At 72.4% G+C, this 21068-nt stretch carries 22 protein-coding genes; 8 read left to right on the top strand and 14 right to left on the bottom strand.

The genetic code is table 11. The annotated features are described in order from the left end of the window. Positions 1-6: 6 nt before the first annotated feature. The 10 genes from sbnB to ACGF4F_RS27255 form a co-directional block, all read right to left on the bottom strand. On the bottom strand, positions 7-1029 hold the full coding sequence (sbnB, locus tag ACGF4F_RS27210; protein ID WP_357441526.1) for a 2,3-diaminopropionate biosynthesis protein SbnB: 1023 nt from the start codon (positions 1027-1029) through the stop codon (positions 7-9). A gap of 10 nt (positions 1030-1039) precedes the next feature. Then, positions 1040-2029 carry a 2,3-diaminopropionate biosynthesis protein SbnA gene (gene sbnA, locus ACGF4F_RS27215; protein ID WP_357441527.1) on the bottom strand — a complete coding sequence of 330 codons (990 nt, stop codon included), beginning with the start codon at positions 2027-2029 and terminating at the stop codon, positions 1040-1042. A 597-nt stretch (positions 2030-2626) separates the two neighbouring features. After that, positions 2627-3571 (bottom strand): beta-ketoacyl-ACP synthase 3, encoded by a 945-nt coding sequence (locus ACGF4F_RS27220; protein WP_393081578.1) that lies wholly within the window; start codon positions 3569-3571, stop codon positions 2627-2629. A gap of 23 nt (positions 3572-3594) precedes the next feature. Next, the gene (locus ACGF4F_RS27225; RefSeq protein WP_357441530.1) at positions 3595-4314 is read right to left on the bottom strand and encodes a DsbA family protein; all 720 of its coding nucleotides are present in this window, start codon (positions 4312-4314) and stop codon (positions 3595-3597) included. Continuing rightward, the gene (locus tag ACGF4F_RS27230; RefSeq protein ID WP_357441532.1) at positions 4311-5213 is read right to left on the bottom strand and encodes a thioesterase; all 903 of its coding nucleotides are present in this window, start codon (positions 5211-5213) and stop codon (positions 4311-4313) included. The genes ACGF4F_RS27225 and ACGF4F_RS27230 overlap by 4 nt, the downstream gene beginning before the upstream one ends. Then, a complete protein-coding gene (locus ACGF4F_RS27235) occupies positions 5210-6022 on the bottom strand; it encodes an alpha/beta fold hydrolase (RefSeq protein ID WP_393081582.1) in 813 nt (270 codons plus the stop codon). Before ACGF4F_RS27235 ends, ACGF4F_RS27230 begins: the two co-directional genes overlap by 4 nt. Further along, positions 6019-6945, bottom strand: a complete 927-nt coding sequence (locus ACGF4F_RS27240) for a beta-ketoacyl synthase N-terminal-like domain-containing protein (protein WP_357441534.1) — start codon at positions 6943-6945, stop codon at positions 6019-6021. The genes ACGF4F_RS27235 and ACGF4F_RS27240 overlap by 4 nt, the downstream gene beginning before the upstream one ends. After that, a complete protein-coding gene (locus ACGF4F_RS27245; protein WP_393081587.1) occupies positions 6935-8059 on the bottom strand; it encodes a beta-ketoacyl synthase N-terminal-like domain-containing protein in 1125 nt (374 codons plus the stop codon). The genes ACGF4F_RS27240 and ACGF4F_RS27245 overlap by 11 nt, the downstream gene beginning before the upstream one ends. Next, positions 8037-9155 carry a beta-ketoacyl synthase N-terminal-like domain-containing protein gene (locus ACGF4F_RS27250; protein ID WP_393081590.1) on the bottom strand — a complete coding sequence of 373 codons (1119 nt, stop codon included), beginning with the start codon at positions 9153-9155 and terminating at the stop codon, positions 8037-8039. The genes ACGF4F_RS27245 and ACGF4F_RS27250 overlap by 23 nt, the downstream gene beginning before the upstream one ends. Beyond that, a complete protein-coding gene (locus tag ACGF4F_RS27255; RefSeq protein WP_357441537.1) occupies positions 9152-10360 on the bottom strand; it encodes a beta-ketoacyl-[acyl-carrier-protein] synthase family protein in 1209 nt (402 codons plus the stop codon). Before ACGF4F_RS27255 ends, ACGF4F_RS27250 begins: the two co-directional genes overlap by 4 nt. 279 nt (positions 10361-10639) lie before the next feature. Here ACGF4F_RS27255 and ACGF4F_RS27260 point away from each other — a divergent pair, with 279 nt between their 5' ends. The 3 genes from ACGF4F_RS27260 (at position 10640) to ACGF4F_RS27270 (ending at position 13067) form a co-directional block, all read left to right on the top strand. Then, positions 10640-11203 carry a DUF3995 domain-containing protein gene (locus ACGF4F_RS27260; protein WP_393081593.1) on the top strand — a complete coding sequence of 188 codons (564 nt, stop codon included), beginning with the start codon at positions 10640-10642 and terminating at the stop codon, positions 11201-11203. Positions 11204-11304: 101 nt separating this feature from the next. Next, the gene (locus ACGF4F_RS27265) at positions 11305-12390 is read left to right on the top strand and encodes an ATP-binding protein (protein WP_357441542.1); all 1086 of its coding nucleotides are present in this window, start codon (positions 11305-11307) and stop codon (positions 12388-12390) included. After that, complete coding sequence (locus tag ACGF4F_RS27270) at positions 12387-13067, top strand: response regulator transcription factor (protein WP_357441544.1); 681 nt, start codon at positions 12387-12389, stop codon at positions 13065-13067. The genes ACGF4F_RS27265 and ACGF4F_RS27270 overlap by 4 nt, the downstream gene beginning before the upstream one ends. 69 nt (positions 13068-13136) lie before the next feature. On the opposite strand, the gene ACGF4F_RS27275 is transcribed toward ACGF4F_RS27270, so the two are convergent. After that, complete coding sequence (locus ACGF4F_RS27275; protein ID WP_393081598.1) at positions 13137-13919, bottom strand: BTAD domain-containing putative transcriptional regulator; 783 nt, start codon at positions 13917-13919, stop codon at positions 13137-13139. 326 nt (positions 13920-14245) lie between these two features. Then, positions 14246-14758, bottom strand: coding sequence for a hypothetical protein (locus ACGF4F_RS27280; RefSeq protein ID WP_357441548.1), 513 nt, complete (start codon positions 14756-14758; stop codon positions 14246-14248). Between the two features lie 217 nt (positions 14759-14975). On the opposite strand from ACGF4F_RS27280, the gene ACGF4F_RS27285 reads away from it, so the two are divergent. Continuing rightward, entirely contained in the window at positions 14976-15479 is a 504-nt protein-coding gene (locus ACGF4F_RS27285) for an O-acetyl-ADP-ribose deacetylase (protein ID WP_357441549.1), read from the top strand. A 75-nt stretch (positions 15480-15554) separates the two neighbouring features. On the opposite strand, the gene ACGF4F_RS27290 is transcribed toward ACGF4F_RS27285, so the two are convergent. Then, the gene (locus ACGF4F_RS27290; RefSeq protein WP_357441552.1) at positions 15555-16253 is read right to left on the bottom strand and encodes a carbonic anhydrase; all 699 of its coding nucleotides are present in this window, start codon (positions 16251-16253) and stop codon (positions 15555-15557) included. Positions 16254-16428: 175 nt separating this feature from the next. Here ACGF4F_RS27290 and ACGF4F_RS27295 point away from each other — a divergent pair, with 175 nt between their 5' ends. Continuing rightward, the gene (locus ACGF4F_RS27295) at positions 16429-17037 is read left to right on the top strand and encodes a hypothetical protein (RefSeq protein WP_357441554.1); all 609 of its coding nucleotides are present in this window, start codon (positions 16429-16431) and stop codon (positions 17035-17037) included. A gap of 171 nt (positions 17038-17208) precedes the next feature. On the opposite strand, the gene ACGF4F_RS27300 is transcribed toward ACGF4F_RS27295, so the two are convergent. Then, a complete protein-coding gene (locus ACGF4F_RS27300) occupies positions 17209-18219 on the bottom strand; it encodes a hypothetical protein (protein ID WP_357441556.1) in 1011 nt (336 codons plus the stop codon). 306 nt (positions 18220-18525) lie between these two features. On the opposite strand from ACGF4F_RS27300, the gene ACGF4F_RS27305 reads away from it, so the two are divergent. The 3 genes from ACGF4F_RS27305 (at position 18526) to ACGF4F_RS27315 (ending at position 21004) form a co-directional block, all read left to right on the top strand. Beyond that, positions 18526-18951 carry a hypothetical protein gene (locus ACGF4F_RS27305; RefSeq protein WP_357441557.1) on the top strand — a complete coding sequence of 142 codons (426 nt, stop codon included), beginning with the start codon at positions 18526-18528 and terminating at the stop codon, positions 18949-18951. A gap of 173 nt (positions 18952-19124) precedes the next feature. Beyond that, complete coding sequence (locus ACGF4F_RS27310; protein WP_357441558.1) at positions 19125-19628, top strand: SigE family RNA polymerase sigma factor; 504 nt, start codon at positions 19125-19127, stop codon at positions 19626-19628. Then, the gene (locus ACGF4F_RS27315; protein ID WP_357441560.1) at positions 19625-21004 is read left to right on the top strand and encodes a hypothetical protein; all 1380 of its coding nucleotides are present in this window, start codon (positions 19625-19627) and stop codon (positions 21002-21004) included. Before ACGF4F_RS27310 ends, ACGF4F_RS27315 begins: the two co-directional genes overlap by 4 nt. Positions 21005-21068 lie beyond the last annotated feature (64 nt).

The following is a 21068-nucleotide window of genomic DNA, read 5'->3' on the forward strand; positions in this document are numbered from 1 at the left end:
CCTAGATCAGTTCGCCAGCGGGAAGAAGTCGGCGATCTCCCGGCCGCCGCCGGCGGCGCGTACCCGGTCGAAGGCCCACGCCCCGACGGCCAGGTCGAGCACGCCGAGGCCGAACGGCGCGAAGATCGCGGCCCGGTCGGGGTCCCGGCGGATCCGGCCGCGCAGCACGTCGGCGATGGTGCCGGCGACGAAGTCGCGGTGCCCGACCCGCTGCTCGGCCAGGTGCAGCGAGGTCCGTTCGCGGACCGCGTGGTCGACGTCGTCGGTGACGTTCTGCGCGGCGAGCACGATCTCCGGCGACAGGTCGCGCAGGGACAGGTGCAGCACCACCGGGTGGTGGGCGAGCAGCGCCGGGTCGTGCAGGTGCGGCTCGCCGGCCACGGTGGCGAGCACCACGAGGTCGGCGGCGAAGGCGTCGGCGGCCTCGGGGACCACCTTGGCCGCGGCCACCCCGTCGGCCTGCACGGTGGCGGCGAACCGCTCGGCTGCCGCCGGGTCGAGGTCGAACAGCCGGTATTCGCCGATCTCCCAGTCCAGGTCGCGTAGGAACCGGCGGACGTGCTCGGCGATCAGGCCGGTACCGATGAAGCCGACGCTGCCGACCCGCCGGCCGCCGACCAGTTCCTCCGCCCCGAGCACCGCCGACGCCGCGGTCCGAGTCGCCGAGATCAGCGAGGACTCCAGGCAGGCGTACGGGTAGCCGGTGGCCAGGTCGTTGAGCAGCAGCACCGCCGACGCCCGGGGGATGCCGTGCGCGGTGTTCCCGGGGAAGCTGGCGATCCACTTGATGCCGGCCACCTCGAACTCGCCGCCGAGGTAGGCGGGCAGCGCGATGATCCGGTCCCGGGGCAGCTGCGGGAAGCGCAGGAAGCTGCTGTGCGGCAGCTCGCTGGTCGCCTCGTCGTGGGCGAGGTAGCAGCGGCGTACCGCGTCCAGGCAGGCCGCCCGGTCCGCCTCGATGGCCGCGGCCACCTCGGCCGCGGTCACCACCGTGAACGGCCGGACGGTCGGTCGGTGCGTCTCGGTCATGCTGTTCCTCTCACACCAGGGCCACGGACTGGCCGCGGTCGCGTTGGGCGACGAACCGGTCGACCCAGTCCGGGTCGTACACGGTGTCGGCGTAACCGGTGCCGCGGTCGGCACACAGGAAGGCGACGGTCGGGCGGGGTCCCCGGTGATCGGCGAAGTACCGCTCGATCGCGCTGTAGACGCTGCCGGTCGATCCGCCGGTGTACAGCCCGTGCCGCTCGAACAGCTCGTGGCAGCCGCGTACCGCGTCCACCTCGGGCACGATCACCACGTCGTCAATGCTGGCCTTGCCCACCAGCGGCGGGACGATGCTGGAGCCGAGCCCGGGCAGGCGCCGCTTGGCCGGCGGGCCACCGAAGATGACGGACCCCTCGGCGTCGACGCCGACCACCCAGGCGTCCGGGTGCAGCCGCTTGAGCCGGGTGGACAGCCCACCGATGGTGCCGCCGGTGCTCACCCCGACGAACAGGTAGTCGATGTGCGGCAGGTCGGCGCAGAGTTCCGCCCCGGTGAGCCGGTCGTGCGCCTCGATCGCGTCCGGGTTGGCGTACTGGTTGGGCCAGTAGACCGAGGGCAGCTCCGCCCGCAGCTCCTCCACCCGCCGCAGCCGGGTGGACAGGTACCCGCCCGTCCCGTCCGGCTCGGTGACCTTCTCGACCCGGTCGCAGAGCCGGCGCAGGTACGCCTCGGTGCTGGCGTTGACGTTCGGATCGATCACCGGGACGAAGGTCAGCCCGATCCAGCGGCAGAACGAGGCGAGCGAGATGGCGAAGTTGCCCGACGAGGACTCCACGATGGTGGTCCGCTCGGTGATGTCGCCGCGCTCGACCGCCCGCTGCAGGATCCAGTACGCCGAGCGGTCCTTGGAGCTGCCGTTCGGATTGACGTACTCCAGCTTGGCGAACAGGTCCAGCCGGTCGTGCCGCAGCTGCACCACCGGGGTGCGGGGCATCGCCCGCCCGACCATGGCCAGGCGCGCCAGCAGCGCCTCACGGCTCATGGCGATCACTTCCGCACTGGAACATCTCGGCTACTCCCGGTCCGGCTCGATGAAGGCCCGGCGGCTCAGGTCAGGCACCGGCGGGCGGATGGGAACGCCGCTCACGGTCGGCCACCCGGCTCGGGGTGGGCTCGGATCGAGGTCGGGGACGGCTAGCAGCCGGCTCGAGCCGCCGGTCAGACCGCGGGCAGCCGGGCCGAAGAGAGTGGGCGGCCGGGCCGGGGTCCGCCGCCGTGCCACCGCCGTCGAGCCACGGTCGATCCCGGCTCGAGGGTGGCCGGGCAGCCTGGTTCCCGTGCGACACCGGCGGCCGCCACGAGAGGCCGTCCGGGCCGGAACCGACCGGAGTCCGGCCCGGGTCGCACCGCGGCAGGGCGTGGACGCGGACCAGGCGCCGACGATCTCGGTCCCGGCACTCGACGGCTCCCCGGACACACCCGCGGGGTTGACGCGGCCCGCCTTGCTGCCAGTCCGGCCCGGACCGCCCGTCCGGGGCTTCCCCCTTCGGCCCCGGACGCGGCGCGAACCGGCGCCGCCCGGCACCCGACGCCCCGGAGGGCGGCGGACGCCGGGCGGCGCCGGGCGGTCAGCGGTGGCTCAGGGACAGCGGATCACCTGGCCGGCGTACGTCAGCCCGCCACCGAACCCGAGCAGCAGCACCGGCGCGCCACTGGCCACCTCCCGCCGTTCCACCAGCTTCGCCAGGGCGATCGGGGTGCTCGCCGACGAGGTGTTCCCGGACGACACGATGTCCCGGGCGATCACGGCCTGCTCGGCCCCGAGCTCCCGGGCGATCGCGTTGATGATGCGCAGGTTCGCCTGGTGCGGCACGAATCCCGCCAGCTCCGCCGGTTTGATGCCGGCCCGCAGGCAGGCCTCCTCCGCGATCGGCGCGAGCGCAGTGGTGGCCCAGTGGAACACGGTCGCGCCGTCCTGCTCGATCCGCGCCGACCGGCCCTCGATCCGGATCGCCGGCCCGCGCTGGGCGGACCCGCCCCACACCACCGGGCCGACGCCCGGGTCGTCGTCCCCGACCAGCACCGCCGCGCCGGCGCCGTCCCCGAACAGGATGCAGGTGCTGCGGTCCTGCCAGTCGATCCAGTCGGTGAGCCGCTCCGCCCCGATCACCAGGGCCGTGCCGGCGGCGCCGGCGCGGATGGCGTGGTCGGCGGTGGCCAGCGCGTACGAGAAGCCGGAGCAGGCGGTGTTGATGTCGTACGCCGCCTGCCCGGCCATCTCCAGGCTCGCCGCCACCCGGCTCGCCACGTTCGGCACCCGGTCGATGGACGTGCAGGTGGCGACGACCACCAGGTCCACCTCGGCGGGCATGATGCCGGCCGCGCCGAGCGCCTTGCCGGCGGCGGCGGAGGCCATGTCGGCCACCGACTGGTCCTCCGCGATGTGCCGCTGCTGGATGCCGACCCGGCTGCGGATCCACGCGTCGTCGGTGTCGACCAGTTGGGTGAGCTGCTCGTTGGTGAGTACCCGCGGCGGTTGGTAGTAGCCGAGACCGGCGATGCGGGATCCCTGCCAGGTGCGCACTGTCATCTCCTCCCCTCGCCCGGTCAGCCGCAGCCGCCGGGCTCGTCGTGGTCGAACGAGCCGACCGTGGCGAGCGCCGCCACCGGGAGGCTCGCCAGCAGGTCGGCCGACTCGACCGCCGGGCCGGCACCGCGCAGCGCCAGTACCGCCGCCTCGACGTCGGCGATCCGGTCCACGCCCCAGTAGCGCTGGCGGTCGACGAGGAACAGCGGGATGCCGAACACCTCGTCGTGGTGCGCGCTGACCAGCGCTGCCACGCCCAGTTCGCGGATCCGGTCGTCGTCGACGGCGGCCATCAGCTCGGCACCGGGCAGGCCCGCCGCGTCGCAGGCGGCCCGCAGCACCGCCGGGTCGCTGATGTTGTCGCCCCGGTCCCAGCGGGCCTCGGTGACTACCTGGTAGAACCGCCGTTCACAACCCAGTTCGCGGGCGCGCAGCCAGCCCAGCGCGGACGGCTCCCACCAGGGCGCGACGTCCACCGGCCAGACCAGGCGGTAGCCGAAGCCGGCGGCGAGCCGCTTGGTGTCGTGCAGGATGTACAGGTGCTTGGCCTTGCTCATCACGGTGTAGTGGAAGTCCGCACCGTGCGCGTCGAGGCCGGCCCGGGTCCGGTCGTCGGGGTCCCAGAAGGGTACGTACTCGAACAGGTCCGCGAAGTCCGGTACGCGCTCTTCCAGCTGCCGCAACGCCATCCAGCTGAACGGGCTCTGGAACGAGAAGTACACCCTCGGCCGGCCGGTCACGGCGCGCTCCACAGCAGCGCGGCCTGCGTCTGCGGGTCCATGACGGCGACCTGGCCGGCGTCGGGGCCGCTGGCCACCCCGTACCCGTGGGTGATCGACCCGGTGGCGGTGTGCACGATCCGGCCGTCGCGGACCACGTAGCAGTCCATCCGGCCGCTGAACATGACGTCCTTGACGATGTCGTCGACGGTGAACACGGTGTGCAGCTCCTCTTCGAGGTGCGCGTCGGCGAGCAGCCGCACCTGGGAGCGCGTCACGGCGGGGATCCAGTTGCGTTCGGTGAGCATCCGCCGGATCGAGATGCCCCGCTCGGCCAGGTACCGGTGCACCACCTCCTCCAGGTCGCGCACGTAACCGGAGTGCTGGATCCGGTCGGAGAACTGGCAGTGCGGGTACGGGATGGTCTCGCTCCATGTGAAGCCGGGTCGGAAGGCGGCGGGCGGCTCGGCCGGTGGGCGCAGCGCGGCGACGCCGGGCACTACCCGGCCGGCCAGCTCCGCGGGCAGCTCCCCGGTGACCCCGGTCGGCGCGACGAACGCGACCCGGACCTTGCCCTTGAGCACGGGCACCGGCTGTCCGTGCCGCTCGACGGTCAGCGTGACGGCGAAGGTGTCCTCGGCGTCGTTGCCGCCCGGCACGGGCGTCGCCTCGGCGTGCACCTCGTCGTCGACGAAGACCGGGCCGGGCAGCCGCACCGAGTGCTCCACGATGGACAGCTGGACCCCGGCCCCGTGGAACAGCTGGCCGGGACCCGTCCCGCGGTCGCGGTAGTACTGCAACACCGCGTCCTCGGCCAGGTAGACGAACTGTTTGAAGCCGACCCAGGTGCCGATGTTGGCACCCTCGTACCGCGGCCGGCCGCGGTAGGTCGTCGGGTGGGCGTCGAGCAGGACGGTCATGCGGAAACCTCCAGGGTCGGACCGGCCGGCGACAGTGCCGGCACGACGCGGTCGAGGAACTCGGCACACTCGGCGGCCACCTCGGTCGCCTGCGTGATGTGACAGAAGTGGCCGTAGTGCGGGCGGACGTGCACCTGCGCCGCCGGCAGCACGGCGAGCGAGTTGGCCCGCACCCCGGCCAGCCGCTGGTCGTCCCGCCCGGCCAGGACGAGGATCGGGGTGCGGACCTGCCCCAGCGCGGGCCGCGGCGTGGCGAGCAGCCGGTCGAGCACCAGGTCGGCGGCACCGTCGGGCACCCGCTGCAGGGCCTTGTCGACCATCGCGGCGAGCAGGTCGTCGGCGACGTGTGCGGCGCGGGGGCCGAGCCGGGCCCGCAGCCCGTCGGCCACCACCTGCCGGATCGCCGCCCGGGTGCGGGCGATCAGCACCGGGTGCGGGGCCCGGTCGGCGGGGCGGACCAGCGGCGCGAGCAGGACGGCGGCGCAGACCGCCGGTGGCGCTCCGGTGGCCAGGTGGTCCAGTACGGCGTTGGCGCCGAAGGAGTGGCCGACGAGCACGTCGACGGGTTCGGGCACGGCCGCCAGGGCCCGTCGCAGCCACTCGGCGGGACCGGCCGAGTCCACCAGGGACTGACCGGGGTCGCCGCTCCACGGGGCGTCGACGGCGTAGCAGCGGTAGCCGGGGCCGAGTCGTACGGCCAGGTCCTGCCAGGTGCTCCCGTGGTCGGCCAGGCCGTGCACGGCCGCCACCACCCGGGCCCGCCCGTGCTCCGGGGCGGCGCCGGGCGCGGCGAGCAGCCGCCAGGTCATGTCCGGTCCCCGTCGCGGCACAGCCGTGCGGTGGCGAATCCGTCGCCGGTCGAGCCGCAGGTCAGCACCGCCTCGACCGCGTCTTCGACACCTTCCGGTCGGGTGGCCGGGTCGGTCAGCCACCGGGTGGCGAGCGCGGTCTGCAGCACCCCGGCCGCACCGTATCCGCCGCCGAGCAGGGCGGCCAGGTCCTGGTCCGGGCCGTCGCCGGTGCCGCAGGCGAGCCGGATGGTCCGCGGCCCGCCGGCCGGGACCGGCTCCGGGGCCCGGTGCCGGCGTACCGAGTGCAACCGGACCGGGCCCGGCTGCTCGGCCGGGACGAGCACCACGCAGGCGGCCATCCCCTGCGGCGGCCCCGGCGGGATCCCGCCGGCGGCGCGCAGCCCGGCCGCGATCTCGTCGGCCGGTTCGGCGCCCACCACGACGGCACGGTCCGCTCGGCCGCTGCGCACCAGCAGGGCACCGAGCCGCACCGCGTCGAGCCCGCCGGTCGCGCCGGAGCAGACCATCAGGTTGGGGCCGGTGAAGCCGTACCGGATGGCGATGCTGCTGGCGATGATGTTGCTCGACGCGTTCGGCGCCTGCATCGGGCTCACCCCGCGCAGGCCGCCCGCGCGTACCTGGTCGACGATGTCGCAGACGGTGGCGACGTTGCCGAGATTGGAGCTGACCACGACGGCGGTCCCGGCGGCGCCCGGCACCGGCCCGGTCGGCCGGCCGGTCGGCAGGCCCAGGGCCCGGTGTACGGCGCACATGGCGAGCCGCACCGCCGGCTCCTTGAACAGCAGACCCTTGCGGCCGAGCAGGGTGTGCGCCTCGTCGGGGCCGCAGTCGGGCTCGGTGGCCGAGGCGATCAGCCGCTCCGGCGCGATCCCGGGCACGTGTACCGCCGCGGCCCCGACCACCACCCGGTCACCGTCCATGCCGCACCTCCACCAGGCAGACGGCGTTCACGCCGCCGAATCCGAACGCGTTGACCTGGGCCACCCGGGCGTCGATGCCGGCCGGCCCGCCGATCACCAGGGGCAGCGGGGCCGCCTCGGGGATCGGGGTCCGCAGTCCGACCACCGGCGGCACCTGGCCGTGCCGCAGCGCCTCGACGGCGACCAGCAGGCTCATCAGCCCGGCGCTGCCGGAGGTGTGCCCGATCGCGCCCTTGATCCCGGTGACCAGCGGTCCGGGGCGGGCGTCGGCGAACAGCCCGGCCAGCACGCCGGCCTCGGTCGGATCGTTCAGCGCGGTGCCGGTGCCGTGCGCCAGCACCAGCCCGACGTCGGCCGGGCTCAGCCCGGCCCGCCGGTACGCGTCGTCCATCGCGGCGCGCAGGCCGGCCGGGTCGGGCGCCGTCTCGTGGTACGCGTCGCACGACATGCCCACCCCGCGCAGCAGCACCGTGGCGTCGTCGGGGGCCCGCTGCAGCACGACGGCCACCGCGCCGTCGCCGAGCAGCACCCCCTTGCGGTCGGCGTCGAACGGCCGTACCGCGTCGCTGGACTCGTCCCCGACCCGCCCGATCATGGCGAGCATGCTCTCGGTCATCGCATCGGCGCCACAGGCCAGCACCGCGTCCGCCTCGTCGAGCTGCAGCAGGTCGGCGGCGAGCGCGAGCGCGTGCGAGGAGGCCGAGCAGGCGTTGGAGACCGTGACGACGTCCTCGACGCCGGGCAACGCGGCGCGCACGGCGGCGCCGAAATGCAGCGCGTCCAGGTCCGCCGGCTGCCCGTCGGCCCGCCACCGTTCCACCGCCCGCAGCTCACGCAGCCCGGTGCCGACCAGCACGACGACGCGCTGCCGGGCGCAGTCGAGGCCGGCCTCCCGGGCCGCCGCCGCCACGCACTCGGCCAGCCAGGCGCTGGCCCGGTACGGGCGTTCCGGGCCGGCCGCGTCGACGTGGTAGCCGTGGCGGACGTTGACGCCGTCCGGGGCGACGTACCGCAGCGGTTGCCGGCCGGACTCCCCGGACAGCAACGCCTGGTACGTCTCGGCGGTGTCGCCGAGGCTGGTGCGCATCGCGCTACCGGTGATCGCGAGCCGCACGCCCGGTTCCCTTCAGGACGGCAGCGCCGACGGAGCCGTCGGCGGTGCTGGCGACGATCAGCGAGAGGCACCCGTCGTGCTCCGGCGCGCCCCGCTGGTGGGCCAGCACCGCGGCGACCTGGAGCGCGCCGGCGGCGGTCGGGCAGTTGCCGGCAAGGTCGGTGATGGCCACCCGGTCGGCGTCCGGGCCGACCACCTCGTCGAGCGCCTGCTCCTCGGCGGCGGCCCCGGAGGTGACCACGGTGGCGAGGTCCTGGGGGTGGACGTCGGCCTGGTCCAGCACCCGGCGTACCCGGTCGGCGAGCGCCGCGGCGAGGTCCGTCCGCCCTCCGGTGTGGCCGAGGTCGACGAGGATCTCGGCGACCGGCTCGCGGCCGGCGGCGCGCATGGCGGCCGCGTCCTCGACCAGGAAGACCGCGCCGCCCTCGCCGCCGACCGCGGTCGGCGACGCGGCGGTGGCGTGCTCGGTCCACGCCAGCTGCGGGGTGTACTCGTCCACCGCGCCGACCAGCAGCGCCTCCGCGCGGCCGCGCCGCAGCACCGTCGTGGCGTAGCGGAGCGCGGCCAGGGTCGCCATCCCGCCGCCGGCGAGGGTGGTGTTGACCCCGCGCAACTGGTGCCAGATGGCCGCCTGGCCGGCCGCACAGTTGAGCACGGTGTTGGGGAACAGGATCGGGTTGACCAGGTAGGGCTTCTCCTGCACCAGCGTGTCCCGGCTGTAGTCACTGGTCGACTGGAGGCTGCCGACGCTGGTGCCGAGCACGACGCCGACCCGGTCCCGGTTGTCGTCGCCGACCACGAGGTCGCTGTCGGCCAGCGCCTGGCCGCAGGCCAGCACCGCGAACGCGGTCCGCCGGTCGAGGAAGCTGGTGCCCTTGCGGCCCAGGTGTTCCCGGGCGCGGAACCCGACCAGGCCGTACGCCCGCGGGTCCGGCACCGGCTCCTCGGTCAGCGCGGTCGCGTCGACCGTGCCGTCCCGCCCGGTACGCAGCCCGGCGGTGAACTCGTCGGCGCCCAACCCGAACGGGGAGAGCACGCCCCACCCGGAGACGCCGAGCACGAAAGCCTCGGTACGCGAATCGGTGGTCACGGTCATGCGAGCCGTCCAAGAATCGTGATGGCGTTGTTGCCGCCGAAGGCGAAACCGTTGACCTGGACGATGCGCGGCTGCTCGGGACGCGACTCGTTGGGTACGACGTCCAGGCCGGTCATCGCCGGGTCGGTGGTCACGTGGTTGATGGTCGGCGCGAGAAAGCCGGACGAGATGGCCAGCGCCCCGGCCAGGGCGCTGAACCCGCTCGCCGCGCCCATCGTGTGGCCGAGCATCGACTTCACCGAGCTCATCGGCGGCAGCCGGTCGCCGAAGACGTCGCGGACCGCCTCGTACTCGGCGGCGTCGTTGGCCGGGGTCGCGGTGCCGTGGGCGCAGATGAAGTCGACCTCGTCGGGCTTGACACCGGCGTCCTGGTGGGCCAGCCGCATGCAGCGGGCCACGCTCGTCGCGTCCGGCGCGGTCGGGTGCTTGGCGTCGCAGGTGAGCCCGTAGCCGAGCACCTCGCAGTAGATCCGGGCGCCGCGGGCCCGGGCCGAGTCCAGGCTTTCCAGGAACAGCGCCACGCCGCCCTCGGCGGTGATCACTCCGGCCCGGTCACGGTCGAACGGCGCGCACCGCTCGGCGGCGAGCGCGCCCAACCGGTAGAAGCCGGCGTGGGCCCACCGGCACACCGAGTCGGCCCCGCCGACCAGCATGTAGTCCTGTTCGCCGGTGGCGATGACGTCGAGGGCGTAGCCGAGGGCGTAGTTGCTCGCCGAGCAGGCGGTCGAGACGGTCAGCGCCGCGCCGGTGAGGCCCAGTTCCCGGCTCACCGCCTCGGCGACGCGTCCCGCGGGCAGCTGGCGGGCCAGCCGCTGCGGCGTGTCCGGGTAGCCGTGGGCCAACCAGTGTTCGGTGAGCCGCTCCACCACCTGGGACTCGCCGCTGGTCGTACCCATGCAGACGCCGATCCGGTCGGACTGGTCCGGGAGGTCGGTGGCCCCCGCGTCGGTGAGCGCGAGCCGGGCCGCGGCGGCGGCGAAGAGACTGCTGCGGCCCCAGTCCGCCGGGTCGAGCCGGGTCAGCATGGCCTCCGGCGCGAACTCGTGCACCTCGCCGGCCCGGTCGGTCAGGAAGCCGGTGGTGTCGAAGCTGGCGATCGGCGTGATGCCGCTGCGCCCGGCGCGCAGTGCTGTCGTGAAGGCGTCGACGCCGATGCCGATGCTCGACACCGGCCCGAGCCCGGTTACCACAACCCGTCGGTTCATCACCCAGGAGTCCTTCGTGAGTCCTTGGGCCGCGTCCGTCGGCGAGCGCCGCGCGCCGCCCCGTCATCCGCAGCGTGGTCGGGTTCTCACCGTCGAGCTGTCGCCTTGTGACGGCCTCGCGGCGGCCTCGACGGCGCCTCGAACCCCCGGCCGCGACGTCGAGCCATCGTGGAGGCCGCTTCGAGGGCTGCGGAAAAGCCTTGCCACGGAAGGCGGACGCGGCCGCACCGACGTCCACCGATACGATGCCGATCGACGAACCCGACCACGGGAGGACCGGTGACCCGGAGCACCGCAGCCAGCACCGACGGCCAGCGCAGCGGCGGTTCCGCCGATCCGGCGCGGCGGGCCGGTGGACGAGCTGGTCCCTGGGCCGCGTACGGCGCCTGCGTCTGGTCCGTGCTGTTCGCCGCGCTCAGCTTCTACTGGGCGGCCGGGGGTCGGGTCGGCACCGGCACCATCGGCCCGGCCGTCGAAGGCCCGGCACTGGCCCGGGAGCCCGGTTTCGTGGCCCTGCTGTGGGCCACCGCGGTGCTCAAGCTGGTCGCCGCGGCGCTCGCCCTGGCGCTCGTCGACGGGCGTCCCCGCTGGCTGCCGCGCTGGATGCTGCTGCTCGCCGGCTGGGGCGCCGCCGCCCTGCTGTCCCTGTATGGTGTGGCGAACCTGGCGCAACACCTGCTGATCGTGGCGGGGTTGGTCGAGGTCCCGGCCGGGCTTGGCCGGGCGGCACTGCCCTGGCACCTGCTGCTTTGGGATCCGGTGTGGCTCTCCGGTGGTCTGCTGTTCACCCTGGCGGCAATCCGCTACTCGAGGCTTAGCATACGAACTCTACGGCACAAATAGGTAAACTAGTTCGATCATGTGTCACAAGACCTTGCCCATCCGGTGCGAAACAATGGAGACTTGCCGTTCGCGGGGACAGTTCGGCGAAAGGTAAGAGACCAATGGATCCAAGCGCGCTCGCCACGGGATTCTTTATCGCGAGCGCGTTCCAGGCCCGCCACGACACGGTTTTGGACACTTTCCGTAAGCGTCTGATCGGGGCCTGCGGCCCGATTGGCATCGAGGAAACGCTTCTCAACCAGGCAATTATCCAGGCCCGGCAGGTGCTGGCCGACGTCACTGAGAGCATCCGAACTGGACAGATCCAGGTCGACGAGACGGCGATCGCCCTCGCCTGGCAGGCCGGCGCGGCCCGCGCCATGGGCAACCTGCACCCGGTCGAGTCCCTGCGGGCCGCGACCGAACTGTTCGATCCGGTGCTCGACGCGGTGATCGAGACCGCCGCCGGCCAGCCGGACGCCGCCTGCATCGTCCGGACCGCCACCCAGGCCCTGCAGCGCAGCGTCATGACCCGCGTCCGCTGGGCTTCCGAGGCGTACGTCGGGTTCCTGCTCGACCGGGTCCAGCAGGCGCAGCTCGCCGAACGGCGCCGGATAGCCCGCGAACTGCACGACCGCGTCGGCGGATCAGCCAGCGTCGTGACCCGCAACCTGGAACTGGCCAAGGCGTACGCGGACACCGACCAGGACCGGTCGCACGACAAGGTCGACGTCGCCTATCGGGCCAGCGTGCAGACCCTGGAGGCGGTCCGGGGGGTGGCCACCGACCTGCGGCTGGAGTCCAAGTTCGACAACCTGGAGCAGGCCCTGCGCGGCTTCCTCGACGTCATGGGCGAGGGCAACGCGGCGGTCGACCTCGCGGTCAGCGGGGACGAGGCCTGGATCCCCGCCGAGGTGCTGGCCGAGGTCTTCCTGGTGGTCCGCGAGGCGCTGCGCAACGCCTTCCGCCACTCCGAGGCGCAGACCATCCTGAGCCACGTGGACATCGCGCCGCACGAGATCCGGGTCTGGGTCAGCGACGACGGCGTGGGCTTCGACCCCGACCACGGCGGCTGCACCGGCGGCAGCGGGCTGGCCTCCATGGGCGAACGGGTCGAACTGCTCGGCGGCAAGCTCTTCCTGCACAGTTCGCCAGGTCGCGGCACCCGGGTCGAGGCCTTCATCCCACTCTCAGGGACCTCGCGATGACATCGTCCGGCCAGCCTCCCGCGCCCACCAGGATCCTCCTCGTCGACGACCACGCGCTGTTCCGGCACGGCCTGCGCGAGCTGCTGTCGATGGAGCCGGACCTGACCGTGGTCGGCGAGGCCAGCACCGGGGCCGAGGCGGTGGCCTTCGCCGCCGCGCACCGGCCCGACGTGATGCTGCTCGACGTCGGCATCCCCGGCGACCACGCCGCCACCACCATCGCCCGCACCCTGGCGGCGGCGCCTGCCACCCGCATCGTCATCCTGAGCATGTTCGACGAGCCCACCGTGGTGCGGGAGCTGCTCGGCGCCGGAGCCCGCGCGTACCTGCTGAAGAGCGTGACCCGCGACGACCTGGTCGCCACGCTGCGCAGCGTGCGCACCGACGCCGGCCGGATCATGCTGTCGATCTCGCGGGAGAGTTTCGAGCAGGTCAGCGACGCCGGCGCGCGGATCCTGTCCGACCGCGAGGTGGAGATCGTCAGCCTGGTCGCGCAGGCCTACAGCAATTCGCAGATCGCCCGGCGGCTGGACATCACCGAGGGCACGGTCAAGCGGCACCTGCGCAACGTGTTCACCAAGCTGGGCGCGGTGTCCCGGATCGACGCGGTGAACAAGGCCATCGCCATGAACCTGGTCAGCCCGGAGAAGCCGGCCGTCCCGCGGCCACGTGGGTGACCGCAGGCGGCGACTGACGCCGTCGGCGCCCTCGATCCGCATCCGGGACCGAGGGCGCCTGCCCGGCGGTCAGCCGGCGGCGACGAGGAGCCGGGCGGGGCTGCCGTTCAGCACCTGCCGCTGGAGTTCCTGCAGCTCGGGCGTCGGTTCCAGGCCCAGTTCGTCGGAGAGGGTCTGCCGCAGGCTCCGGTACGCGTGCAGCGCCTCGGCCCGCCGGCCGCACCGGTTCAGCGCGGTGATCAGCTGGGCGTGGAACCATTCGTTGAACGGGTGCGCCGCGACCAGGGCCCGCAGCTCGGTGATCAGTTCCCGGTAGCGACCCAGCCGGGCGTCCGCCTCGATGCGCAGCTCCAGCGCCCGCATCCGCAGCTCGGCAAGGTGCGCGAGGTCGGCGGCCATCCAGTCCTCGACGTTGACGTCGTCGAGCACCGGCCCCCGCCACAGGGACAGGGCGGTACGCAGGCGCTGCGCCGCCTCCGCCGCCTGCCCGGCGTCCAGCAACGCGCCGCCCTCCTCGCACAGGCGGGCGAATACGGTCGCGTCGAGCTGCTCCTCGCCGAGTGACAGCAGATATCCCGTCGGCCGGGTGATCAGCAGCTGGTCGGCGGAGCCGGCCACGCCCACCCGCTCGAAGAGCGCCCGGAGCTGGTAGACGTACGTCTGGGTGGTGGTGGCGGCGCTCCGGGGTGGCCGGTTGCCCCACAGCCAGTCGAAGATGGCGTCCTGGCTCACCGTCTGATTGGCCCGGAGCAGCAGCAGCGCGAGGACCGCACGGACCTTCGGCGCGGTGGGGGTGCAATCCACGCCGTGGTGTCGGACTTCCAGGCTGCCGAGGATGTTGAAGCGGAGCATTTTGTACCCTCTTCTCTACGCATCTGACGTAGACGCTAACTGCCCGTGAGCCCGTCTCAAGCCCTTCTGCGTCCAAGGTGAACGTACCCGCTACTCATCGGACCTCATCGATACCACTTTGGTGGTACGCCACCACCCCCCTAAAGGCCTTGACTTTTCCGGCATCGAAGGCGCTGGGTGTGCAGGACAGTTTCACAAACAGTTCCCGAGCAGGCCGCCGGGCGTCGACAACGGATACCCGCAGCCGGGGGAATGCGATTGCGATTCGCGTTCACTCCCATTTCACCGACGCGCCCGCCGCCAACCGGCGCCCGCACATCCACGGTTCACTCCGCCTGGGCAGACCGCTCGGCGAGAGCCTTGATGGTGAGCAACTGCTTGCGGCCCATGAGCGCGTCACCGACCGCCAGCGCCGCCCGCCGAGCCTGCTCGAAGACGGTGGTGGCACCGACGTCGAGCCGCCCGACCAGCCGGGTGCCACCCGCGGCCGGCGTCACCCGGTAACTGACCGCCACCTCGCCGTAGCTGCGCCGGTGCCGCTGGGCGATCATCCCAGTGAGATGCCCGTCCGGAACGAACTCGACCACTTCGAAGATCAGGAACTTCTGACCCAGCGCCAACTCCTCGGCGCCCGGGGTGAGGGTCCGGGGACTGCGCCGGCCCAGGTTGTCGACCAGGTCGTAGCTGTACGGCGCGACCTTGAGTTGACACAGCCACCGGTACACCAGCGGGACGGGCGCCGCCACGTCGACGGCCCGGACGAACGAGCGGAACGGCACCGTCATGTGGCGGTCGCACGGATAGTCGGCCGCCACCTCCTCCGGGGTGGCATTCCACACCCGGGGGTCCCACCGCCGGAGTCTCTCTCGCAGCACAGCTGATCGCCTCTATCCCACCGGCCTGGCCGCACCATCGCCGGTCGTTGGTCGGATGATCCTGGAAGCATCGACCTGACCACGACCGGGTCGAGGCAGCATCGACGACCGGTCGCACGCCGGCGGCGGCAACAAGCTGGTGAGCCGCACACCAGGGAGCGCCGGGTGGCATCATCGGCCCATGCCTGTGGTCGAAGTTGTGCTCGGTGACATCACCCGCGAGCGCGTCGACGCCATCGTCACCGCGGCGAACAAGTCGCTGCTGGGCGGCGGCGGGGTGGACGGGGCGATCCATCGGGCGGCCGGGCCGCGACTGGCCCGGGCAGGTGCCGCGCTGGCACCCTGCGCGCCGGGCGACGCGGTGGCCACGCCCGCGTTCGACCTGGACCCACCGGTACGCCATGTCATCCACACGGTCGGTCCGGTGTGGGAAGGTGGCGACCACGGCGAGGCCGACATCCTGGCGTCGTGCTACCGGCGCAGCCTCGAGGTCGCCGACCAGATCGGCGCCCGCAGCGTGGCCTTCCCCGCCATCGCCACCGGCGTCTACGGGTTCCCCGCCGACCAGGCGGCGACAATCGCGGCCTCGACCATCCGGGCAACCCCGACGACGGTCGAGCAGGTCCGCCTCGTCGCCTTCGACCAAGCCACGTACGACCTGCTGACCGCCGCGCTGCACGGCTGACGTCGGCACGGTCGCCACGAGCAGCCCCGCCCGGAGGCACGTCTCACGCCCCCGGGCGTCGCGGCTGGGTTCGGGTCAGTCCACGAGCGTGACGTGGCCGGTGTCGAGGTCGTACCGGCCGCCCACCACGCGCAGCACACCCTGGTGCACCCGCTCGGCGATGATCGGGCTGCGCTCGACCAACCCCCGCACCTGCGCCCGGACATTCGCCCGCACGGCGTTGTCGACCGGGTCCCCCGGCTGCTCGAGAACCGGCGCCACGATGGGACGCAGGGCCTCCACGATCATGCCGATGTGGCCCGGCGCCGTGCCGCCGGAGCGGATGGCGTCGATGGTGGCCGTGATAGCCCCACAGCGCTCGTGCCCGAGGACGATGATCAGCGGGCTGTGGAACTCCTCGACCGCGAACTCCACGCTGCCCAGCAGCAGGTCGTCGACGATGTTCCCGGCCACCCGGTTGTCGAACAGGTCGCCCAGGCCTTGGTCGAACAGCACTTCCGGGGCCACCCGGGAGTCGGCGCAGCCGACGGTGACGGCGAACGGGTGCTGGCCCGCGGCCAGCCGATGCAGGTCGTCGAGGCTCTGGTGAGGGTGCCGGCCGTGCCCGGTGACGAACCGGTGGTTGCCGCGCAGCAGGCGGCGCAGGGCCTCGTCCGGCGTGACGGCGGGCTCCTCAGCCGGCGCGGCGACGGCGGGTTGAGCGGCCGCCGCGGCGACGACCGCGGCGCCACCGGTCGCGAGCAGCGACCGGCGGGAGAGACGAGAGAGCTTCACGGTGATCTCCTGGAGGTAGGCGTCAGCTATTTCCTACCACCGCCGTCCACAGCGTCCAGTGTGTCGCGGAGCACCTCAGACGAGACGGCCCGGTGGTCGGCATCGCCAGTCGAGCGACGCCGAGGATGAGGAGCACCAACACCATCTCTGCGGCCCAGCCACCTACGATCACGCCATGACGGAGGCCGCGATCGGTTTTGGCTACAAGCTTCAGTGGCTCGCGGTGCGTGGCCAGGGAGTTGCTGATGTCGCCGCGGCGCTGCGCCTCAGCCGTCCCGCTCCGTCCACCTGGCGTGCGGCGGTGGCTGCTGCCTATGACGGGCCCGGCCGCTGGCTTCTCACACCACCGCTCGATGGCTGGACGCTCGCCGCTTCGCGGGATGTTCCCGCTCCCGAGGACGACCGGTTCGCCGCCTGGCTGGCGGGGCTGAGCCGCCTCCTCGGTGAGGTGCAGTACTTCGGAACTCATCGCGTTGTCGAATATCACGGATGGGGTCGCGCCCGCGACGGGGTCGTGGAGCGAGCATTCGCCTACCTCGGCGAGCGCGGTGAGGTGCTGTTTCAGGTAGGAGATCCGACAGCGGACGAGCAGGCCCTCGGAGTCGGGACCGCCCACGGCGAGGACCAACCGTGGCCCGAGGGCGACGATGAGTCTTGGCCGTGGCCCGATGAGGAAACCGTACTCACACTTGCGGGGCGATGGAGCATCGACCCCCGGGACCTGGAGGGTGCCACGGTTCCCGGGCATCCCTGGATCGCCTCGACGGTCCAGACACTTCGATAGTCACTCGCACCCGCCGTCATTCGGTCAGGCACTCAAGCCGATGATCGCTGCACGCACCGCAGCACGACCAGCAGGGCCGCGATGTCGAGGATCATGGCCACCCGTGTCTGCGGCCCGGAGCCACCCACCGCCCACCCGGTGAGCTCCGGTAGCCCTATCCTCGCTTGGCCGTCAGGTCGGTAGGGCGTCACCGATCGGATCGCGCAGTGAGGTCGGGGAGAGCAACGGCCGGAGTGGGCCGTCGTCGACAATCCCCGGCAACCGCCGGGCCACCCCGGCGAGCAGGTCGGCGACCTGGACGCGCGGATCGTCCCGGGAGTCAACCATCACCAACCCGGCCAGCGGCGACCCTTCGGCCGGCGACAGTCCGGCGCTGTCGGCCAGCACCTGCTGCAGGCGGCGCAACCGGTCGGCCGTGAGGGCGCTCTGCTCGTCGTGGATCACCAGCACCCGCCGCCCCCCGCCGCTCCAGAACAGGACGGTCTCGGCCAGCGCCGGCAGCATCGGCTCCAGCGGTGGCGGGATCGACCGGTCGTTGCCGTGCAGCCGGGCCTGGACGTTGGCCACCCGGGTCCGGTCCAGTCCGAGAAGGATGGCCTCGGCCGGCGCGCCCAGCGCGTGTCGTAGCAGCACATCCCGTGCCTGGAAAAACCGTTCCACGCTGCGGTGATCCGGCCGGTCTCGCCGTTTGGTCCGGAGCATCTCGACGAAGGCCGCTAGGAAGACCCCCCAATCGGAGCCGGCCGAGCGCCTGGCCCGATACAACGCGAGGGCCGCCGAACGGTGTTCCTGGGTCAGGCGGGTACCGGCCGCGTACGACGGCTCGGTCAGCAGCAGGTCGACGATGCGGGTGACGAGGAAGTACTGCTTGTCGACCAGGTGGACGTGTGCCCGGCCGCGCAGCGCCGCCAGGAACCACTCCAGCACCTCACCCGCTTCGGGCCGGCGGAGGAACTGCCGGGACTTCAACTCGTTCGGCGAGAACCGGAAACCGGACCGCAGTGTCGCGATCAGCCCCGCCGCCTCCTCGCCACACAGATCGACACTCGCGTGGGTGATCACCGGGGTGGCGGGATCAAGCAGATTGGTGCCGGAGAACCCTGACTCGTCACAGGCGACCTCCACGACCGTGCCAGCCACCGCGTCCACCGGCGGCAGCCCACCCTGAAGCGGCAACCTCATGCCCGGTCCCTTGCCATGCCGACCATGGTCGCCGACCCATCCCGATCGGGCCACCTAGTTAGGCTCCACGGGCACAGGCGCTGCATCAACGGCGGGGCTTTGCGGTGACACTCAGTTAGTAACCAGCTATGGAAAGGGGGCATATCCATCGGTGGGTGTGCCCTCCCATGCTGTGTCGGGACGGCCGGATTCGCTGCCCTGGGCTAGCCAAGTCGCCCGATGCCCACGCCCCGACCGCCTGCGCTGCACGGCAATTTTCATGGCGCTGAGCGATTGGCTGTTGTGGCCGACAGCGAAGGAGGTCTCATGGGCTACAGCTTCGAGTCAGATGCCTATCAGTTCCATCTGAACATCGCTGGCATGGCCTTCTGCCGCGACGGTATGCGCCGGACGGGCATGACCTACCAGGCAACCGCGCAACCCTTCCCTGCCTGGCCGTTCGATGACATCGACGACTGGCGGTCTGCGGATCAGAGCCGGCGTGACGCATACAACGAGGCCGAACGGGCGGCGTCGGCCCAGACGGTCGCTGGAATGGGTGGCATCCCGGAGTTCAAGCTGACGAGTAACGGCCCGTGGCTGGTAGGTGCGCGAGAGATCGAGCAAGCGCTGAACCTCTACCAGGCTTCATCACCCAGCCTGCGGGCGGAGTTGGAGGGGGATGGCCTGTGGGTGGCCTGGCTCGACTGGCTGAGGCGGACCGTTAGCCACGGCGGCTTCACCGTAGGGTGACCGGTCCGCCATTCCTAGATCGTCTAGCCGGACGTGTCACGCACGTCCCGAGACGATCTGTCGTGCAGGTCCTGAGACCCGGCATGGGACATGGCGTGGTGCTTGCATTCCCGCCGCGCCCGGCCTCAACCATCGCGGCGACGGGAGGCGTTCTAACGTGCGAGGGGGTGGGCATGACCGAGACGTTCCATCAGTTCGTGGTGCACCGGTCGCCGGCGCTGTCCCGGAGGGCCTACCTGCTCACCGGTGATCATCAGCTTGCCGAGGATTTGTTGCAGACCGCCCTGGCCCGGACGTACCGGCATTGGCGGCGGATCCACGGCGGCGACCCCGAAGCGTACGTGCGGCGGGTCATGTACCACCAGCAGGTCTCCTGGTGGCGTCGCCGACGGCTGGCCGAGCGGCTGGAGTCGCAGCCCACCGACCGGGCCGGTGACGACCACTCAGACGCTACGGCGCTGCGGCTGAGCCTCGCGGCTGCGCTGCGTCAGCTCACTCCGCGCCAGCGTGCCGTGGTCGTGCTGCGGTTCTACGAAGACCTGACCGAGTCGCAGGTCGCCGAGGTGCTCGGCTGCTCGGTCGGCACGGTCAAGCGGCACAGCCACGACGCCGTTCGCCGGCTACGCGCCATCGCCCCCGACCTGGTCGACCGGACGGCGGAAAGGAGCCCACGATGACTACTCGACTTCGCGAGATGCTGCACACCGCCGCGGCCGACGTCCCCGCCTACCCGGTCTACGAGCAGGCGCTCGCCACGGCCCGCCGTCACCGCCGCCGTACCGTGCTCGCGGCCGGGGCGGCGCTGGTGCTGGTCGCGCTGGCCGGGGCGGTGCTGCCGCTGGCTCGTACCCCCGCGGTCGGCCCGGCGGCCGGCGCGGACGCCGCGCTGCCCGACCGGGTCGGTCTGCCGCCCCTCGGCAGCCTGCACGCGACCGACTGGCCGCGGCTCGGTCCCGCCTCAGTGATCTTCACAGGCCAGGCTCCGGGTCTGGAGTACGGCGACGAGGGCAGCATCGTCGTGGTCGTCGGTGCGGACTCCGATCGTTACCGGATCATCAAGGGCGGAAGAGAGGCGCACGCCGGTGGGGACACGATCTTGTCCCCCGACGGTCGTCGGGTCGCCTTCACCTCGGGGTCCCGGGTGGAGATCGTCGACCTGGTCACCGGACGCAGCCGTACCGTGTCCAGCGGCGTCCCCGACACGGTGCTGACCGGACCGGCCGGCTGGTCGCCGGACGGCCGGGCGCTGCTCATCGGGGACGCCGTGCCGGCCAACCCGGAGCGCAGCGCCTACCGGAGAGTGCTGAGCATCGTCTGGCTGGACGGCAATCGCCGGACCCGGCTGGCCGACGAGTCCGATGGCATCGCCTGGCCGGCATTCGCCCCGGACGGCGCACGGCTCGCCTTCCAGACCGGACGGACGGTCACCGTCACCGACCTGGACGGCCGGCGGCTCTCCTCGTTCAGCCTCGCACCCGAGACGGAACTGGCCGGCAAGGGTGCCTGGAGCACCGACGGCCGGACGCTGACGGTCACCCGGCGGGACGGCGACAGCTGGAGTCTGCGACAGATCGACCCGGCCACCGGCCGGGACCTCGGCGCGATGGACACCCCCGCCGTCTCTGGGGTGACCGCCATCCGGCTGCTCGGGTGGGCAGCGGACGGATCCGCGCGGGTCGTCGCCTACCACCCTGCACCCCACGCGCCGGCCGCGTTCGACGTCCCCCTAGAGATGGATCAGCGACTTGCGTACGGCAACGTCGGGACCGTCCGGGTGCTGGCCCTCGGCCGGGGCGCAGAGGTTCCCACCACCCTGCTCACCGCTCCACAAGACGTCGTCTCGATCGACGTTTCCAACGACGTGATCCGCAGCGGCCGCACCCGCGGCGCAAGCCCGCCGCACGGGGTGGGTCCACGATTCTGGTATTGGACGGTCCTCATCACCGTCCTGGTGGCCGGTATCGCGGCGTACCGCAATCGCGAAGGGCTGGCGCTCTGGTTCCACAACCGGCAGGCCAGGCAAGCACGTCGACGGGGTGGGCGATCCTCATGATCGGAGCCGAGTCTGCCGCAACCGACCCGGCAAGTCTCATTAGCGACCCACAGGAACAGACACG

The sequence above is a fragment of the Micromonospora sp. NPDC047740 genome (assembly GCF_043204735.1).
In the GTDB taxonomy this organism is placed as follows: domain Bacteria; phylum Actinomycetota; class Actinomycetes; order Mycobacteriales; family Micromonosporaceae; genus Micromonospora.

Coding starts and splice junctions, on each gene's coding strand:
- sbnB (WP_357441526.1), bottom strand. CDS start 1,029: ATGACCGAGACGCACCGACCGACCGTCCGGCCGTTCACGGTGGTGACC.
- sbnA (WP_357441527.1), bottom strand. CDS start 2,029: ATGAGCCGTGAGGCGCTGCTGGCGCGCCTGGCCATGGTCGGGCGGGCG.
- ACGF4F_RS27230 (WP_357441532.1), bottom strand. CDS start 5,213: ATGACCGTCCTGCTCGACGCCCACCCGACGACCTACCGCGGCCGGCCG.
- ACGF4F_RS27235 (WP_393081582.1), bottom strand. CDS start 6,022: ATGACCTGGCGGCTGCTCGCCGCGCCCGGCGCCGCCCCGGAGCACGGG.
- ACGF4F_RS27240 (WP_357441534.1), bottom strand. CDS start 6,945: ATGGACGGTGACCGGGTGGTGGTCGGGGCCGCGGCGGTACACGTGCCC.
- ACGF4F_RS27250 (WP_393081590.1), bottom strand. CDS start 9,155: ATGACCGTGACCACCGATTCGCGTACCGAGGCTTTCGTGCTCGGCGTC.
- ACGF4F_RS27255 (WP_357441537.1), bottom strand. CDS start 10,360: ATGAACCGACGGGTTGTGGTAACCGGGCTCGGGCCGGTGTCGAGCATC.
- ACGF4F_RS27265 (WP_357441542.1), top strand. CDS start 11,305: ATGGATCCAAGCGCGCTCGCCACGGGATTCTTTATCGCGAGCGCGTTC.
- ACGF4F_RS27270 (WP_357441544.1), top strand. CDS start 12,387: ATGACATCGTCCGGCCAGCCTCCCGCGCCCACCAGGATCCTCCTCGTC.
- ACGF4F_RS27275 (WP_393081598.1), bottom strand. CDS start 13,919: ATGCTCCGCTTCAACATCCTCGGCAGCCTGGAAGTCCGACACCACGGC.
- ACGF4F_RS27285 (WP_357441549.1), top strand. CDS start 14,976: ATGCCTGTGGTCGAAGTTGTGCTCGGTGACATCACCCGCGAGCGCGTC.
- ACGF4F_RS27295 (WP_357441554.1), top strand. CDS start 16,429: ATGACGGAGGCCGCGATCGGTTTTGGCTACAAGCTTCAGTGGCTCGCG.
- ACGF4F_RS27300 (WP_357441556.1), bottom strand. CDS start 18,219: ATGAGGTTGCCGCTTCAGGGTGGGCTGCCGCCGGTGGACGCGGTGGCT.
- ACGF4F_RS27305 (WP_357441557.1), top strand. CDS start 18,526: ATGGGCTACAGCTTCGAGTCAGATGCCTATCAGTTCCATCTGAACATC.
- ACGF4F_RS27310 (WP_357441558.1), top strand. CDS start 19,125: ATGACCGAGACGTTCCATCAGTTCGTGGTGCACCGGTCGCCGGCGCTG.
- ACGF4F_RS27315 (WP_357441560.1), top strand. CDS start 19,625: ATGACTACTCGACTTCGCGAGATGCTGCACACCGCCGCGGCCGACGTC.